The 16,118-nt window shown below is 58.5% G+C and carries 17 protein-coding genes; 11 read left to right on the plus strand and 6 right to left on the minus strand.

The window, feature by feature from the left end; translation table 11 throughout:
* Window positions 1-15: 15 nt before the first annotated feature.
* Window positions 16-882: an N-acetylmuramoyl-L-alanine amidase AmiA gene (gene amiA, locus PVE98_RS05115; RefSeq protein WP_033791755.1), complete on the minus strand. Its 867-nt coding sequence runs from the start codon at window positions 880-882 to the stop codon at window positions 16-18.
* A 210-nt stretch (window positions 883-1,092) separates the two neighbouring features.
* On the opposite strand from amiA, the gene PVE98_RS05120 reads away from it, so the two are divergent.
* From PVE98_RS05120 to PVE98_RS05165, 10 genes are all read left to right on the plus strand, one after another.
* Window positions 1,093-1,518, plus strand: a complete 426-nt coding sequence (locus PVE98_RS05120) for a GNAT family acetyltransferase (protein WP_033753728.1) — start codon at window positions 1,093-1,095, stop codon at window positions 1,516-1,518.
* Window positions 1,514-1,972, plus strand: a complete 459-nt coding sequence (locus tag PVE98_RS05125; RefSeq protein ID WP_407568591.1) for a DUF2919 domain-containing protein — start codon at window positions 1,514-1,516, stop codon at window positions 1,970-1,972. The genes PVE98_RS05120 and PVE98_RS05125 overlap by 5 nt, the downstream gene beginning before the upstream one ends.
* A gap of 64 nt (window positions 1,973-2,036) precedes the next feature.
* Window positions 2,037-2,654, plus strand: coding sequence for an RpoE-regulated lipoprotein (locus tag PVE98_RS05130; protein WP_096073592.1), 618 nt, complete (start codon window positions 2,037-2,039; stop codon window positions 2,652-2,654).
* Window positions 2,655-2,832: 178 nt separating this feature from the next.
* A complete protein-coding gene (locus PVE98_RS05135) occupies window positions 2,833-3,849 on the plus strand; it encodes a sulfate ABC transporter substrate-binding protein (RefSeq protein WP_333620691.1) in 1,017 nt (338 codons plus the stop codon).
* Entirely contained in the window at window positions 3,849-4,685 is an 837-nt protein-coding gene (cysT, locus tag PVE98_RS05140) for a sulfate/thiosulfate ABC transporter permease CysT (protein WP_048786134.1), read from the plus strand. The genes PVE98_RS05135 and cysT overlap by 1 nt, the downstream gene beginning before the upstream one ends.
* Window positions 4,685-5,560 carry a sulfate/thiosulfate ABC transporter permease CysW gene (gene cysW / locus PVE98_RS05145; RefSeq protein ID WP_333620690.1) on the plus strand — a complete coding sequence of 292 codons (876 nt, stop codon included), beginning with the start codon at window positions 4,685-4,687 and terminating at the stop codon, window positions 5,558-5,560. Before cysT ends, cysW begins: the two co-directional genes overlap by 1 nt.
* Window positions 5,550-6,638, plus strand: a complete 1,089-nt coding sequence (cysA, locus tag PVE98_RS05150) for a sulfate/thiosulfate ABC transporter ATP-binding protein CysA (RefSeq protein ID WP_033791746.1) — start codon at window positions 5,550-5,552, stop codon at window positions 6,636-6,638. The genes cysW and cysA overlap by 11 nt, the downstream gene beginning before the upstream one ends.
* Window positions 6,639-6,713: 75 nt before the next feature.
* A complete protein-coding gene (cysM, locus tag PVE98_RS05155) occupies window positions 6,714-7,595 on the plus strand; it encodes a cysteine synthase CysM (protein WP_096073589.1) in 882 nt (293 codons plus the stop codon).
* Between the two features lie 167 nt (window positions 7,596-7,762).
* A complete protein-coding gene (locus tag PVE98_RS05160) occupies window positions 7,763-8,443 on the plus strand; it encodes a response regulator transcription factor (RefSeq protein ID WP_033753708.1) in 681 nt (226 codons plus the stop codon).
* Window positions 8,440-9,807: an ATP-binding protein gene (locus PVE98_RS05165; protein ID WP_096073588.1), complete on the plus strand. Its 1,368-nt coding sequence runs from the start codon at window positions 8,440-8,442 to the stop codon at window positions 9,805-9,807. The genes PVE98_RS05160 and PVE98_RS05165 overlap by 4 nt, the downstream gene beginning before the upstream one ends.
* An 84-nt stretch (window positions 9,808-9,891) precedes the next feature.
* Here PVE98_RS05165 and crr read toward each other — a convergent pair whose 3' ends face one another.
* The 5 genes from crr to cysZ form a co-directional block, all read right to left on the minus strand.
* Window positions 9,892-10,395, minus strand: coding sequence for a PTS glucose transporter subunit IIA (crr, locus tag PVE98_RS05170; protein ID WP_033753703.1), 504 nt, complete (start codon window positions 10,393-10,395; stop codon window positions 9,892-9,894).
* A gap of 42 nt (window positions 10,396-10,437) precedes the next feature.
* The gene (ptsI, locus tag PVE98_RS05175) at window positions 10,438-12,165 is read right to left on the minus strand and encodes a phosphoenolpyruvate-protein phosphotransferase PtsI (protein ID WP_033753701.1); all 1,728 of its coding nucleotides are present in this window, start codon (window positions 12,163-12,165) and stop codon (window positions 10,438-10,440) included.
* Window positions 12,166-12,324: 159 nt separating this feature from the next.
* Window positions 12,325-12,582, minus strand: coding sequence for a phosphocarrier protein Hpr (ptsH, locus tag PVE98_RS05180; RefSeq protein WP_007889063.1), 258 nt, complete (start codon window positions 12,580-12,582; stop codon window positions 12,325-12,327).
* A gap of 387 nt (window positions 12,583-12,969) precedes the next feature.
* Window positions 12,970-13,941 (minus strand): cysteine synthase A, encoded by a 972-nt coding sequence (cysK, locus tag PVE98_RS05185; protein ID WP_033753697.1) that lies wholly within the window; start codon window positions 13,939-13,941, stop codon window positions 12,970-12,972.
* Window positions 13,942-14,083: 142 nt separating this feature from the next.
* The gene (cysZ, locus tag PVE98_RS05190) at window positions 14,084-14,851 is read right to left on the minus strand and encodes a sulfate transporter CysZ (protein WP_096073587.1); all 768 of its coding nucleotides are present in this window, start codon (window positions 14,849-14,851) and stop codon (window positions 14,084-14,086) included.
* Window positions 14,852-15,069: 218 nt separating this feature from the next.
* Here cysZ and zipA point away from each other — a divergent pair, with 218 nt between their 5' ends.
* Window positions 15,070-16,107 (plus strand): cell division protein ZipA, encoded by a 1,038-nt coding sequence (zipA, locus tag PVE98_RS05195; RefSeq protein WP_096073586.1) that lies wholly within the window; start codon window positions 15,070-15,072, stop codon window positions 16,105-16,107.
* The last annotated feature ends 11 nt before the right edge of the window (window positions 16,108-16,118 follow it).

The following is a 16,118-nucleotide window of genomic DNA, read 5'->3' on the forward strand; positions in this document are numbered from 1 at the left end:
AAAAAAGTGGCGCGATTATACCTGACCATTGCGGCGATCGTACTCATCAAAGTAGCGCGTAATGCCGTCGGCGATTGCCGTAGCGATTTTACGGCGAAAAGCGTCGGTGCCGAGCAACTGCTCTTCGCGCGGATTGGTAATGAAGGAGGTCTCCACCAGCACGGACGGAATCGACGGCGATTTCAGCACGGCGAACGCCGCCTGTTCGGTGTGTTCGCTGTGCAGTCGATGCACCGGGCGGATCTGATCCAGCACATGTTTGCCCAGCGTCAGGCTGTTGCGGATGGTATCGGTCTGCACCAGGTCGAACAGAATCTGATTAAGGTAGTGATCCTGCTCCTCGACTTTTGCGCCGCCCACTTTATCCGCCGCATTCTCTTTATCGGAGAGATAGCGCGCCATGGCGCTGCTGGCGCCGCGATTCGAGAGGGCGAACACCGAGGCGCCGCTGGCTTCCGGGCTGGTAAAGCCGTCGGCGTGAATCGACATAAACAGGTTCGCGCCGTGCTGGTGGGCGATCTCGACGCGCTGGTAGAGCGGAATAAAGTGGTCGCTGTCGCGCGTCAGCCGTACTTCGATGCGCGGATGCGCCTGCAGCAGCGCGCGCACCTGATTCGCAATCGCCAGCACGATATGTTTCTCTTCCGATCCTTCGCTGCCGACGGCGCCGGAATCGATGCCGCCGTGGCCGGGATCGATCATCACGATGCGTTTGCCGTTTTTCTGTGGCGGCGCAGGCTGCGCGTGACGCGGACTTGCGCGCAGCGGCGCGTTCTCCTCTTTCGCCTGAATCGCGCGTGGGGAGAGCACGGCCAGCGCCAGGCCGGAGAGCAGCAGCTGGCGGCGGTTGGTAAGACGCTTGAGCAGAGAGAGTGTGGGCATGGGCTGGTCCATTAGCAAATTATATGCAGAGTGTTATATCGTAACATTTTGTTCGCCGCGAGGACGGAACCCTTTCAGCTCTTTACTTTGTATGTCAGGTTGCTAACAGAAAAATTGCCGGTTTTTGTTCCAGGCTGCGCTAACCGGGCTTGCACGCAGCGGCGAATGCGTGATAATCAGCGAATTGTGCTTATTTGCAAGGTAAAGAAGATGGAAATCCGCGCCTTCCGCCAGGAAGATTTTGAAGAGGTGATCACGCTCTGGGAGCGTTGCGATTTGTTACGTCCGTGGAACGATCCGGAGCTGGATATCGAACGCAAGATGAACCATGACGCGGACCTCTTTCTGGTTGCGGAAGTCGGCGGCGAAGTGGTCGGCACGCTGATGGGCGGCTACGACGGCCATCGCGGCTCCGCTTACTATCTGGCGGTGCATCCCGACTACCAGGGCCGCGGCTTCGCCAACGCGCTGATGAACCGTCTGGAGAAAAAGCTGATCGCGCGCGGCTGTCCCAAGATCAATCTGATGGTACGCGAAGAGAACGATCAGGTAGTGGCGTTCTACGAGAAGCTGGAGTACGAACCGGTGGATTCGGTGCTGCTCGGCAAGCGGCTGATTGAAGACCGGGAGTATTGATGCGGTGAAATATTTGCCGGATGAATATGATGCGAAAGGGCAGCTGCGGCTGCCGTTTCTTTTTTGGCTGACGCTGCTGCTGGCGCGCACCTGGATCCTGCTGGTGATGGCGGGCGCCTCGCGCCAGCAGGGCAGCGATCTGCTGGGACTGTTCTATCCCGATCGCCAGGCGTTCTGGCTCGGACTGGCGCTCGGCGCGCCCGCGCTGATCGGCCTGCTGCTGACCGGCTATCGCGCGCGCTGGCCGCGGCTGTGGCGGGCGTGGCGCTGGGTGCTGGCGCTGTCGCTGGCGGTCAATCTGGCGTGGCAGGGCGTGACGTTCGCGTCTGGCGATCTGCTCGCCTCGCCCTGGCCGCTACTGCTGACGCTGTTCGACGGTCTGGCGCTGCTGTGGCTGCTGGTCAACGTCAGGCTGCGCGACTGCTTTCTGCCGGAACATCAGCTGGCGGAATAAACTTTTTTGCCGCTGGCGACTCCAATGAGTTCTGCCGTTTGGCACAGTGTTAACAGGAGTTTTCATGAAAGCTTTACCCATTTCGCTGCTGGTTGCCGCCGCGTTGCTAAGCGGCTGCGCCAGTTCGGGTTCCGGTTCCGCCTCTGATTCCGATGTAAGCTGGTATAACCCGCTGAGCTACCACTGGTCGTCGGCGCTGCCGTGGAACTGGTTTGGTTCATCGCTGACCGCAACCGAACAGGGCGTTGGCGTCGTCGGCAGCACCACTGCAATGAGCGAAGGCGCCATCAGCGACGGCCTGAAAGGCAACTACAAGCTGCGTCAGGGCATGCGTAGCGAAAACGGCGACGTTATCGCGTTCTGGCAGGCGCTGGACGACGGCAAAGTGAAGCTGCAGATCAGCGGATCCAGCAGCGTAGAGCGTATTGAGGTGATGGACAGCGACATTGCCGCGCAGGACGGCGCGAAAATCGGCGACGCCTTTAGCGACAGGTTCAGCAAGGCTTTTAATAACTGCAAGCTGGCGGGCGGAGCGGGCAGCCACGACGTCGAGTGCCGCGCGCCGGGCAGCCAGCATCTCTCCTACGTTTACAGCGGCGACTGGCACGGCCCGGACGGTCTGATGCCGTCGGACGACGTATTGAAAAGCTGGAAGCTAAGCAAAATTATCTGGCAGCGTTAACGCCTTGAGCGTCAGCGCCATTCCCGCCTGACGCATAAACTCTTGCGCCCGCTTATGCCATTTTCGACTTTGAAATCATCAAACGATATATAAAACCGCTACAGCTTTTCATGGGGTTATAAATACACTGGGCGAACGGCTGGCATAAGCCGGATCTCTTGTTTTCTCAGGGTGCCCCATGACCAAAAGAACGATGAAAAATATCGTTGGCGGTATCGCCTTGTCGCTTAGCCTGGCGGGCGCGGCCAGCGCCACCGAACTGCTCAACAGCTCGTACGACGTCGCGCGCGAGCTGTTTGTCGCCCTGAATGCGCCGTTCGAAAAACAGTGGGATGCCAGCCATCCCGATGACAAACTCACTATCAAGATGTCGCATGCCGGCTCGTCAAAGCAGGCGCTGGCGATCCTGCAGGGGCTGCGCGCCGACGTGGTCACCTATAACCAGGTCACCGACGTGCAGGTGCTGCATGATAAAGGCAATCTGGTGGCAGCCGACTGGCAAAGCCGCCTGCCAAACAACAGTTCGCCGTTTTACTCCACCATGGCGTTTCTGGTGCGCAAGGGCAATCCAAAGCAGATTCACGACTGGGCCGATCTTGGCCGCGACGGCGTGAAGCTGGTCTTTCCCAATCCGAAAACCTCCGGCAACGGCCGCTACACCTGGCTGGCGGCCTGGGGCGCCACCAGTAAAGCTAATGGCGGAGACGAGGCGAAAACCCGCGCCTTTATGGCGCAGTTTCTTAAGAACGTCGAGGTGTTCGATACCGGCGGGCGCGGCGCAACCACCACTTTCGCCGAGCGCGGCCTGGGCGACGTGCTGATCAGCTTTGAATCGGAAGTGAACAATATCCGTAACCAGTACGGCAAAGACGAGTATGAAGTCGTGGTGCCGAAAACGGATATTCTCGCCGAGTTTCCGGTAGTCTGGGTCGATAAAAACGTCGAGCACAATCACACTGCGGACGCGGCGAAAGCCTATCTCAACTATCTCTATACGCCGCAGGCGCAGCAAATTGTGACCGATTTCTATTACCGCGTGAACAACCCGCAACTGATAGGTGAGCATAAAGATCGCTTCCCGCAGACGCAGCTGTTCCGCGTGGAAGATCAGTTCGGCGGCTGGGATAAGGCGATGAAAACCCACTTCGCCAGCGGCGGCGAGCTGGATCAACTGTTATCAGCGGGGCGTGGATAATGTTTGCCTTAGGTCAGAAACGCGTCCTGCCTGGCTTCGGCCTGAGTCTGGGCACCAGCCTGCTGTTTACCTGTTTGATTCTGCTATTGCCGATCAGCGCGCTGCTGATGCAGCTGTCGCAGATGACGCTGGCGCAGTACTGGCAGGTGATCAGCAATCCGCAGATGGTGGCGGCCTATAAGGTGACGCTGCTGTCGGCGGCCGTCGCCTCGCTGTTCAATGCGGTGTTCGGCATGATAATGGCGTGGATCCTGACGCGCTATCGCTTCCCTGGCCGCACGCTGCTGGACGGCCTGGTGGATCTGCCGTTCGCGCTGCCAACGGCGGTGGCGGGCCTGACGCTGGCCGGTCTCTTCTCGCTGAACGGCTGGTACGGCGAGTGGATCTACAACGCCTTCGGCGTCAAAGTTTCCTATACCTGGCTCGGCATCGCCGTCGCCATGGCTTTTACCAGCATTCCCTTCGTAGTGCGCACTGTACAGCCGGTGCTGGAGGAACTGGGGCCGGAGTATGAAGAGGCGGCGCAGACGCTGGGCGCGACGCCCTGGCAGAGCTTTCGCCGCGTGGTGCTGCCGGAAGTGGCGCCTGCGCTGCTGGCGGGCACCGCGCTCTCCTTTACCCGCAGCATTGGCGAGTTCGGCGCGGTGATCTTTATCGCCGGCAATATCGCCTGGAAAACCGAGGTCACCTCGCTGATGATTTTCGTGCGTTTGCAGGAGTTCGACTACCCGGCCGCCAGCGCTATCGCCTCGGTGATCCTGGCCGCATCGCTGGTACTGCTGTTTGCGATTAACACCCTGCAGAGCCGCTTCGGCCGCCGACTGGGAGGTCACTAATGGCGGATATTTCCCACATCAACGCCGCTGACCGCCAGCCAGTCAACTGGGGCAAATGGCTGCTGATCGGCATCGGCGTGCTGGTTTCGCTGCTGCTGCTGGTGGTGCCGATGATCTCTATCTTCTACGAAGCGCTGAAGATGGGGCTGGGCGTCGCCTTGCAGAACCTCGGCGACAGCGACATGCTGCACGCCATCTGGCTGACGGTGCTGGTGGCGCTGATTACCGTGCCGGTCAATCTGGTGTTCGGCACGCTGCTCGCCTGGCTGGTGACGCGCTTTAACTTTCCCGGCCGCCAGCTGCTGCTGACGCTGTTCGACATTCCTTTCGCCGTATCGCCGGTGGTCGCTGGCCTGATGTATCTGCTGTTCTGGGGCGTCAACGGCCCGGCAGGCAGCTGGCTGGACGCGCATAACATTCAGGTGATGTTCGCCTGGCCCGGCATGGTGCTGGCCACCGTCTTCGTCACCTGTCCCTTTGTGGTGCGCGAGCTGGTGCCGGTGATGCTGAGCCAGGGCAGCCACGAAGATGAGGCGGCGGTACTGCTCGGCGCTTCCGGCTGGCAGATGTTCCGCCGGGTAACGCTGCCGAACATTCGCTGGGCGATGCTCTATGGCGTAGTGTTAATCAACGCCCGTACCCTGGGCGAATTTGGCGCGGTCTCGGTGGTATCGGGATCGATTCGCGGCGAAACCTACACGCTGCCGCTTCAGGTTGAATTACTGCATCAGGATTATAACGTCGTGGGCGCGTTTACCGCCGCCGCGCTGCTAACCCTGATGGCAATTGTGACGCTGTTTCTGAAAAGCATGTTGCAGTGGCGTTTAGAGCAACAGCAGCATCGCCTGCAACAGGAGGAAAATCATGAGCATTGAGATTAACCAGATCAACAAATCTTTCGGCCGCACTCCGGTGTTGAACGATATCTCTCTGGATATTCCTTCTGGCCAGATGGTGGCGCTGCTGGGCCCGTCCGGCTCCGGGAAAACCACGCTGCTGCGTATTATCGCCGGGCTGGAGCACCAGAACAGCGGGCAAATTCGCTTTCACAATAAAGATGTCAGCGCGCTGCACGCCCGCGACCGTCAGGTCGGCTTCGTGTTTCAGCACTATGCGCTGTTCCGTCATATGACGGTGTTCGACAATATCGCCTTCGGTCTGACGGTGCTGCCGCGCCGCGAGCGTCCTTCCTCGGCGGAAATTAAGCAGCGCGTGACGCGTCTGCTGGAGATGGTGCAGCTGGCGCATCTGGCGAACCGCTTTCCGGCGCAGCTGTCGGGCGGCCAGAAGCAGCGTGTGGCGCTGGCGCGCGCGCTGGCGGTCGAACCGCAGATCCTGCTGCTCGATGAACCTTTCGGCGCGCTGGACGCGCAGGTGCGTAAAGAGCTGCGTCGCTGGCTGCGTCAGCTGCATGAAGAACTGAAATTCACCAGCGTCTTCGTCACTCACGATCAGGAAGAGGCGATGGAAGTGGCCGATCGCGTGGTGGTGATGAGCCAGGGCAATATCGAACAGGTGGGCACGCCGGATGAGGTATGGCGCGATCCGGCCACGCGCTTCGTGCTGGAGTTCCTCGGCGAAGTGAACCGCTTCGACGGCGAGGTCCACGGCTCGCAGTTCCACGTCGGCGCGCACCACTGGCCGCTGGGCTACACCCCGGCGCATCAGGGCGCGGTCGAGCTCTTCCTGCGTCCGTGGGAGATTGACGTTTCTCGTCAGAGCAGCCTGGAGACGCCGCTGCCGGTACAGATCCTTGAGGTGAGCCCGCGCGGACACTTCTGGCAGCTGGTGGTTCAGCCGACCGGCTGGCAGAGCGAGCCTTTTTCGCTGGTGTACGATGGCGAACGAAGCGCGCCGGTGCGCGGCGAACGCCTGTTCGTCGGCCTGCAGCAGGCGCGCCTCTATCAGGGCGCGACGCCGCTGCGCGCTGTTGCCTTTGCCGAAAGCGCCTGATATTTTCTCACGCGACAGCGGGCGGGAGCGATCCCGCCCTTTTTTTGATCGCTTAGCTTCGCCGGGAAACGCATCTTGACCACTCTGCAAAACACCATCGGCAATACGCCGCTGATCAAACTCCAGCGCCTGACGCCTGCCAACGGCAGCGAAATCTGGCTCAAGCTGGAAGGCAACAACCCCGCCGGCTCCGTCAAGGATCGCGCCGCCTGGTCGATGATCCACCAGGCAGAGCTGCGCGGTGAGATCGCGCCCGGCGACCGCCTGATTGAGGCGACCAGCGGCAATACCGGCATCGCGCTGGCGATGATCGCCGCCATGAAGGGCTACGCGCTGCGCTTGCTGATGCCTGAAAATATGAGCCAGGAGCGGCAGGACGCGATGCGCGCCTACGGCGCCGAGCTGGTGCTGGTGAGCCGCGAGCAGGGCATGGAGGGCGCGCGCGATATGGCGCTGGCGATGATGGCGCGCGGCGAAGGGCATGTGCTCGATCAGTTTAATAATCCCGATAATCCGCTCGGCCACTACCAGACCACCGGTCCAGAAATCTGGCAGCAGAGCGCTGGACGCCTGACCCATTTCGTCTCCAGCATGGGCACCACCGGCACCATTACCGGCGTCGGCCGCTACCTGAAAGAGCAAAGCGATAGCGTGACCATTATCGGCCTGCAGCCGGAAGAGGGCAGCGCCATACCCGGCATTCGTCGCTGGCCGCAGGCTTATCTGCCGGGCATCTATCGGCCCGAGCTGGTGGACGAGGTGATGGATATGGGACAGGCCGAGGCGGAAGAGACGATGCGGGCGCTGGCGCGCCGCGAAGGCATCTTCTGCGGCGTCAGCTCCGGCGGCGCGGTGGCGGGCGCATTGCGTATCGCTCAGGCGCGGCCCGGCAGCGTTATCGTCGCTATCGTCTGCGATCGCGGCGACCGCTATCTCTCGACCGGCGTCTACCGTTAATCTCTCTGCTAAACGGCCCGGCTGCGCCTGTCTGGTGCTGCCGGGCCGTTTTTGTCTATAGTCATCCTGAGCATCGTCTGACGTCGAATCTGTAAGGAACGCGTAAAATCGGCTGCGTCCGGCGCCCGCTCAGGACAAAATAGCGGCAATTCAGGCGAGAGACCCCTATGAAAATTTTGTTAGTTGACGACGATCTGGAGCTGGGCACCATGCTCAGCCAGTACCTTATTGCGGAAGGCTTTGAAACCCAGCTGGTATTAACCGGCAGCGCCGGTATCGAAGGCGCGCTTTCCGGCCATTACACCGCAATGATCCTCGATATTATGCTACCCGATATGAGCGGCATCGACGTGCTGCGTCAGGTACGTCAGAACAGCCGTCTGCCGGTGATCATGCTGACCGCCAAAGGCGACAATATCGATCGCGTGATCGGGCTGGAGATGGGCGCGGACGACTATATGCCGAAGCCCTGCTACCCGCGCGAACTGGTGGCGCGCCTGCGCGCCGTGCTGCGCCGCTTTGAAGAGCAGGCGCCGCTGCCGGATAAAAAAGAGCTGCTGCGCTGGGGCGAACTGACGCTCAATCCCGCTACGCGCATGACCGAGTGGCAGGGCAAAGCCTTCGATCTCACCGCTTCGGAATTCAATCTGCTGGATCTGCTGATGCGCTCGCCGGACCGCGTGGTGTCGAAAGATGAGCTGTCGGAAAAAGGGTTGGGTCGTCCGCGCGAAGCCTACGATCGCAGCGTTGACGTGCATATCAGCAATATCCGTCAGAAGCTGGCGGCGCTCACCGCCGACAGCGTCAACATCGAAACGGTGCGCAGCATCGGCTACCGCATTCGATGAAGCAGAACTACCGCGGGCGCATGTTCTGGAAGATTTTAATCGGCTTCTGGATCGTATTCGTTATTATCAGCCAGCTGCTCTGGCTCGGCTTCAGCATCGCCGGCAATCGCCACGAGCCGCCAGAGATTATCGCCACGCGCCGCATCGTCAACTTGCAGATGGCATCCGCGGTTTCGGTGCTGGAGCGCGGCGGGCTCGGCTCGCTGAACGATATGATGGCGTACTGGGAGCCTAACGATCGCCAGTTTTTTTCCGTAATCCAGCATGACCGCCCCGTTCATTCCGAGCCGCTGCCGGAAACTTTCAATCCGCCGTTTCAGGGCAAGTTTCCTGACGTGATCGTACGCTGGGTAAAAGGGGCGGACGGCAAAGAGTATGAGCTGCGCTATAACGTCAAAGGCCTGCGCGAAGACAGCTCAATGGGCATGGACGGGCCGCGCCGCATTCTCAATATCCCTGAGCCGATGTTTTTTTTCGCCGGCTCGGTCGGGCTGTTATTTAGCCTGCTGCTGGCGTGGAACCTGACGCGGCCGATGCGTCAGCTGCGCGAGGGCTTTTCACGCGTGTCGAACGGCGATCTCAGCGTGCGGCTCTATCCCATGATGCGCAAGCGCCACGATGAGCTCTCTAACGTGGCGGAGGCGTTTGATGCCATGGTGGAACGGCTCGATACCCTGGTGCACGCGCGCGAGGAGCTGCTGCATGATATTTCGCACGAGCTGCGTTCGCCGCTGGCGCGTCTGCAACTCGCCACAGGCTTAGCGCGTCAGACGCCGGCCAGCGTTAACGCCTCTCTGGATCGCATCGACGAAGAGGCGCGGCGGCTGGATAAGATGATTGGCGAGCTGTTGACGCTGTCGCGCGCCGAGCATGAGAGCATGCCCGACGAGCAATATTTCGATCTGACCGGCCTGGTGCACGCGGTGGTCACCGATGTGCGCTACGAGGCGCAGATCCCCGGCGTGCAGGTTGATTTCCTGGTGGATGAAAACGCCGATTATACCGTGCGCGGCAACGCCGAGCTGATTCGCCGCGGCATCGAGAACGTACTGCGCAATGCGCTGCGTTTCTCGCTGCCCGGTCAGCATATTCAGGTCAGGCTGAAGGCAGAGCAGGAGTGGCTGGCGATTCGCGTACGCGATCAGGGACCGGGCGTGGACGATGAGAAGCTCTCCAGCATCTTCGATCCTTTTGTGCGGGTTAATTCGCCGTTGCTGGGCAAAGGCTACGGGCTGGGGCTGGCTATCGTGCGTAAGGTGGTGCTGGCGCATCACGGCGAGGTGCAGGCGATTAACCGGCCTGAAGGCGGGCTGGAACTGACGATTCGTCTGCCGCGCTGGCAGGCGCAGGATAAGGGCGTCTGAGTCATGTTTTCAGGCGCATCGTCACCCCACAGAACAGAAACAAAAACGGCACCCAGTGGGTGCCGTTTTTCTTAACTAAATCCGTTACTTCTTGATGCGGATCACCGGCGTCTCGCCAACGGTAACCTGACCAGAGAGCTTAACCAGCTCTTTGATCTCATCCATGTTGGAGATCACCACAGGCGTCAGCGTAGATTTAGCTTTCTCTTCCAGCAGCGGCAGATCAAACTCGATCACCACATCGCCTTTCTTGACCTTCTGGCCTTCTTCCGCGATGCGCTTGAAGCCTTCGCCTTTCAGCTCGACGGTGTCGATGCCAAAGTGCACAAACAACTCGATGCCGTTGTCAGACTCGATTGAAAACGCGTGGTTGGTTTCGAAAATCTTACCGATGGTGCCATCGACCGGCGCAACCATTTTGTTGCCGGTTGGTTTGATGGCGATACCGTCGCCAACGATCTTCTCGGCAAACACCACATCCGGTACGTCTTCAATGTTTACGATTTCGCCTGACAGAGGCGCAACAATATCAATCGTCCCAGATGTGCTTTCTGATTTATTGCCAAAAAGCTTGTCAAGAAAACCCATATTCTTCTCCTAAACAGTATTGTTGGGCCAGCGTCTCGTGGATCAGCAGAGTGTTTTCTCTTTGATGAACTTGTTGACCAGGTTCATCAGGTCTTCTGCTGTAGGTTGAGCCAGAGCCTGCTCCGCCAGAGCCTTCGCATCTTCGAAATTAGTATTGCGAATGATTTTCTTAATGCCTGGGATTGAAATGGCACTCATGCTGAATTCGTCCAGCCCCATACCCAGTAACAGTAGTGTAGCACGTTCATCACCGGCCAGCTCACCGCACATGCCGGTCCACTTACCTTCGGCATGAGAAGCGTCGATCACCTGCTTGATTAAATTCAGCACCGACGGCGTCATCGGGTTATACAGGTGAGAAATCAAATCATTACCACGATCGACCGCCAGAGTATACTGCGTCAGGTCGTTTGTCCCAATACTGAAGAAGTCGACTTCTTTCGCCAGATGACGCGCAATCACCGCCGACGCCGGGGTTTCCACCATAATGCCGACTTCGATGGTTTCATCGAACGCTTTGCCTTCTTCGCGCAGCTGCGCCTTCAGGGTTTCCAGCTCGGCTTTCAGGATGCGCACCTCTTCAACAGAGATGATCATCGGGAACATAATGCGCAGCTTGCCGAAGGCGGAGGCGCGTAAAATAGCGCGCAGCTGGGCATGGAGGATCTCTTTGCGATCCATGGCGATACGAATGGCGCGCCAGCCGAGGAACGGGTTCTCTTCTTTCGGCAGGTTCATGTAAGGCAGATCTTTGTCGCCGCCGATATCCATGGTGCGCACAATCACCGCCTGTGAACCGACAGCTTCGGCCACGGCTTTATAAGCCTGGAACTGCTCTTCTTCGGTCGGCAGCGAGTCGCGATCCATAAACAGGAACTCGGTGCGGTAGAGGCCGACGCCTTCCGCGCCGTTGCGCTCTGCGCCGGCGACGTCGCGCACGGTGCCGATGTTGGCGCACACTTCAACCTGGTGACCGTCCAGCGTGATCGCCGGCAGATCTTTCAGCTTGGCCAGCTCATGTTTTTCGCTCAGATACTGGGTCTGAACCGCTTTCAACTCTTCCAGCTCGCTCTCTGACGGATTGACGTAAACTTTGTTGTTCACGCCGTCGAGAATCAGGAAATCGCCGTTTTTCACCGTGGCGGTGACGTTGCCGGTGCCGACGATTGCCGGCAGCTCCAGCGAGCGCGCCATAATCGAGGTGTGCGAAGTGCGGCCGCCGAGGTCGGTGATAAAGCCCAGCACCTTTTTCAGGTTCAGCTGCGCGGTTTCCGACGGCGTTAAATCTTTGGCTACCAGAATCGATTCGTCCTGGATAGCGCTCAGGTCGACGATATGCAGACCGAGAATATTTTGCAGCAGACGTTTGCCGATATCGCGAACGTCAGCGGCGCGTTCTTTGAGGTATTCGTCGTCCAGCTCTTCGAGCGCTTTCGCCTGACCGTCGATCACGGAGTAGGCGGCAGCGTCGGCCGAAGCGTGATCTTTTTTGATCAGGTCGATGATTTCCTGCTCCAGCTCTTCGTCTTCCAGCAACATGATGTGGCCTTCGAAGATGGCTGCTTTCTCTTCACCAAACGTTTCACCCGCTTTCACTCTGATCGCTTCCAGCTGCTGCGCAGCCTGAGCGCGGCCGTCGAGGAAGCGTTTTACTTCCTGGTCAACCTGGTCATCAGAAATCTTCTTGCGGTTGATGACGATCTCATCCTCAATCAACAGCAGAGCTTTGCCGAAAGCGATACCTGGTGATGCTAAAATGCCTGAAATCATAACCCTACCTTTTAATCACGATGGCTCTTAGACCCAATGCGTTGCCATTGTCGCGGGAGCTGTACTCTACGGATGTGATAACGCGGACAAGTTGTCCGCGATCAAGATGTTTGCACTCAATGGGGCAAAGGAGTCGGTATAAAGCAAAAGCTGACTGGATTACTCCAGTTCAGCCATCAGTTTAACCAGATGCTCCACGGCCTGCTGCTCATCTTCGCCTTCTGCGGAGAGCGTCACAACCGTGCCCTGGGTCAGGCCCAGCGTCTGCAGTTTGAACAGGCTCTTGGCGCTGGCGGATTTGCCGTTAGAGGTAACGGTGATTTCTGACTGGAACGCTTTCGCTTCTTTAACAAACTGCGCGGCAGGGCGGGTGTGAAGACCATTAGGCGCGGTGATAGTAACTTCTTGCTGGAACATTCTGTTTCCCCAACGTTATCAGGTTTGGTGTTATGGACTTAAAGTCTAGCCTGGAGCCGTAACTTTAGCCTGTGTAGGTGCGCGGGTATAGCGTTACGCTGACCATTAAATGCGCTTGAATGAGTACGTCATTCCAGTTGAAGGGTCAAAATCCCTGTCGAGCGCTTCAGCTGCTAATTATGCCGTGATTCGCCGTTTCGCCAAATGCGTAAATCGATTCAGCTTGATCCACTTCAAAGGCTGATTAATTTCAGGCACCGAAATAATTGGCAGCTTAAATACCAGAGCTGAGTCACTGAAATCAATCTGGGCGGTGGTGAAAGTGCGATCTGCGCCACAAAAAAGCACCCATTTGGGTGCTTTTTTCAGCGTTTTCGGAATCTGTCGTTACTGCTGCAGCTCTTTCTCGGTGAAAAGATCGGCAAACAGCGCGGTACTTAAATAGCGCTCGCCGGAAGAGGGGAGAATGACCACGATATTCTTGTTGGCGAACGCTTCGTCCTCTTGCAGCTTCAGTGCTGCCGCGACCGCTGCGCCGGAGGAGATGCCGGCGAGAATGCCTTCCTCTTCCATCAGCTGACGCGCCGTGCTGATCGCTTCTTCGTTGGTGATCGCCACAACGCGGTCCACCAGATCGAGATCGAGGTTGCCGGGAATAAAGCCGGCGCCGATGCCCTGAATCTTATGCGGGCCAGGCTTGATCTCTTCGCCAGCGATCGCCTGAGCGATAACCGGCGAGTCGGTTGGCTCCACCGCCACGGTGATCAGATCTTTCTTGCCTTTGGTATTCTTGATATAGCGAGAGACGCCGGTCAGGGTGCCGCCGGTGCCGACGCCCGCGATGAACACATCTACTGCGCCGTCGGTATCTTCCCAGATCTCGGGACCGGTGGTCTTCTCGTGAATTTCCGGGTTTGCCGGGTTGCTGAACTGCTGCAGCAGCACATATTTGTCCGGATCGCTGGCGACAATCTCTTCCGCTTTGGCGATAGCACCCTTCATGCCTTTCGGCCCTTCGGTCAGCACCAGGTTGGCGCCCAGCGCTTTCAGCAGCTTGCGACGTTCGACGGACATGGTTTCCGGCATGGTCAGCGTCAGCTTATAGCCGCGCGCGGCGGCGACGTAGGCCAGCGCAATGCCGGTATTGCCGCTGGTCGGTTCGACCAGTTCGACGCCAGGTTTCAGAATACCGCGTTTCTCTGCGTCCCAAATCATATTGGCACCGATACGGCATTTTACGCTGAAGCTCGGGTTACGGGATTCTACCTTCGCCAGAATGCGGCCGTTACCGATGCGGTTCAGTCGAACCAGTGGCGTATGACCAATTGTCAACGAGTTATCTTCATAGATCTTACTCATAGCCTGTCCTTAACTGTATGAATTATTGGGAACCCATTGAGCATACCCTTTCTGTCTACGCGCGGAAGGAAAGAAAACGCATATCTATATGTCCCCACGCAATAAGCCTTGTTGAAAAATGCATAAGGCGCTCTGATAAGTACTAGCGTAGCTCAGCGCGGCCAAGCTGCGCGCGGTAGCGATCAACCCACATCGCCGTCGCGCCGCATACGGCGACCGGCATAATCGCCAGGTTAAGAATCGGAATCATGGTGAACAGGCTGACCAGCGCGCCGAACTGCATATTGGCGCTTTTATGGCGGCGCAGAGCGCTGCGCATCTGCTGAAAACTCACTTTATGGTTATCGAATGGATAGTCGCAATACTGCACCGAAAGCATCCAGGCGCTAAACAGGAACCACAGTACCGGCGCCACCGTCTGGCCAAAGCCGGGAATAAAGTAGAGCAGCAGCAGGCCGAGCGCGCGCGGTAAATAGTAGCCGAGCTTTTGCAGTTCGCGCTTCATAATGCGCGGCACATCCTTCAGCATCGCCATCCAGCCGCTATCCGGCAGCGGTTTGCCCGTCAGGCGGCCTTCCAACTGCTCCGCCAGCAGGCCGCAAAACGGCGCGGCGATCCAGTTGGCAATAGTAGAAAAGAAGTAGCTGAACACCAGCACGATCGAAATGACCGACAGCGGCCAGAGCAGATAGCTTAGCCACTGCAGCCAGTCGGGAATGTGCGCCATCAGCTGCGGGATCCAGCTGCCCAACTGGTAGAAGAGCCAGACGAACGCGCCGCCCAGCAGCAGGATATTGACCAGCAGGGGAATAATGACGAAACGCCGAATGCCTGGCAGACGAACCAGTCTCCAGCCTTCGCTAAAATAGTGCACGCCGTTGAAACTTGAGACAGTGTTCTCGTAGGCCATACAGGCAACTCTCCAGGAAATAATCAGGCGAGACCATGATAACCTGGCTTTTTCTCCTGACCATGAGGCGATTGTGTGAAAAAACAGCAAAAAACCGTGGGGTGACTATCTTATTTGTCAGAAAATACTGCACGAGCTTGCACTTGTTTAGCTGGGCAAATACAGTTAGAGGATAAAGTTTGCCGCGGTGGCAAGGTATTGGAACAACAGAGAATACAATGATGCAGGATTTGCGTCTGATATTAATCGTTGTTGGCGCGATCGCCATTATAGCGCTCCTTCTTCACGGGCTGTGGACCAGCCGTAAAGAGCGCTCGTCAGTGTTTCGCGATCGCCCGCACAAACGGCTCAAACAGCGCGATCAGCGCGACGATGAAGATAGCCTGACCGATGACGAAGAGAGCGTCGGCGAAGTTCGCGTGCGCCATGAGCGGCCGCATCAGGAGCCGCGCATCGATAATTTCCGCGACGAGCAGCAGGATGACGCGCCGGTCTTCAGCCCCGCGCCGGAGAAGCCACGCCAGCCTGCCGCGCGCCCGCAGCCTCAGCAGGAAGCCGATCCGCTGCTGACGCCGCAACAGCCGCGTCCACAGCAGTCGCGTCCGCAGCCTCAGCCTGTTCAGACGCCACAGGAACCTGCGCCGCGCTTTGCGCCAGCGCAGCCGATACAGGCCGATCCGCTGCTCGATTTAGATCCGCTGGACGCCGTGCAGCCCGAGCCGCTGTACGAGGCGGAGCCGGAGCCGCAGCAGCCTGTTCGCTACCAGCCGGAACAGCATGAGCCGCAGCCGGTTGAGCCGGTTCGCCAGGAGGCGCCGAAAGCGCCCGGCAAGCCGAAAGAGACGGTGCTGGTGCTGCACGTCGCCGCGCATACCGGCGGCACGCTGAATGGCGAAGCGCTGCTGCAGGGCATTCTGCAGGCGGGCTTCCAGTTCGGCGAAATGAATATTTTCCATCGCCATCTCAGCCCGGCAGGAAGCGGTCCGGTGCTGTTCAGCCTGGCGAACATGGTGAAGCCTGGCTCGTTTAATCCAGATGAGATGTCTGACTTCTCCACGCCCGGCATCTCGATCTTTATGATGGTGCCTTCCTACGGCGACGCGAACCAAAACTTTAAGCTGATGCTGCAGTCCGCGCAGCGTATTGCCGATGACGTCGGCGGTGTGGTGCTGGACGACGAGCGTCGCATGATGACGCCGCAGAAGCTGGAAACCTACAAGAACCGCATACGCGAAGTCATTGAATCCAGAGAATAGGGCACACCGCT

The sequence above is a fragment of the Pantoea sp. GABEPS69 genome, assembly GCF_045780835.1.
GTDB lineage: Bacteria > Pseudomonadota > Gammaproteobacteria > Enterobacterales > Enterobacteriaceae > Pantoea > Pantoea septica.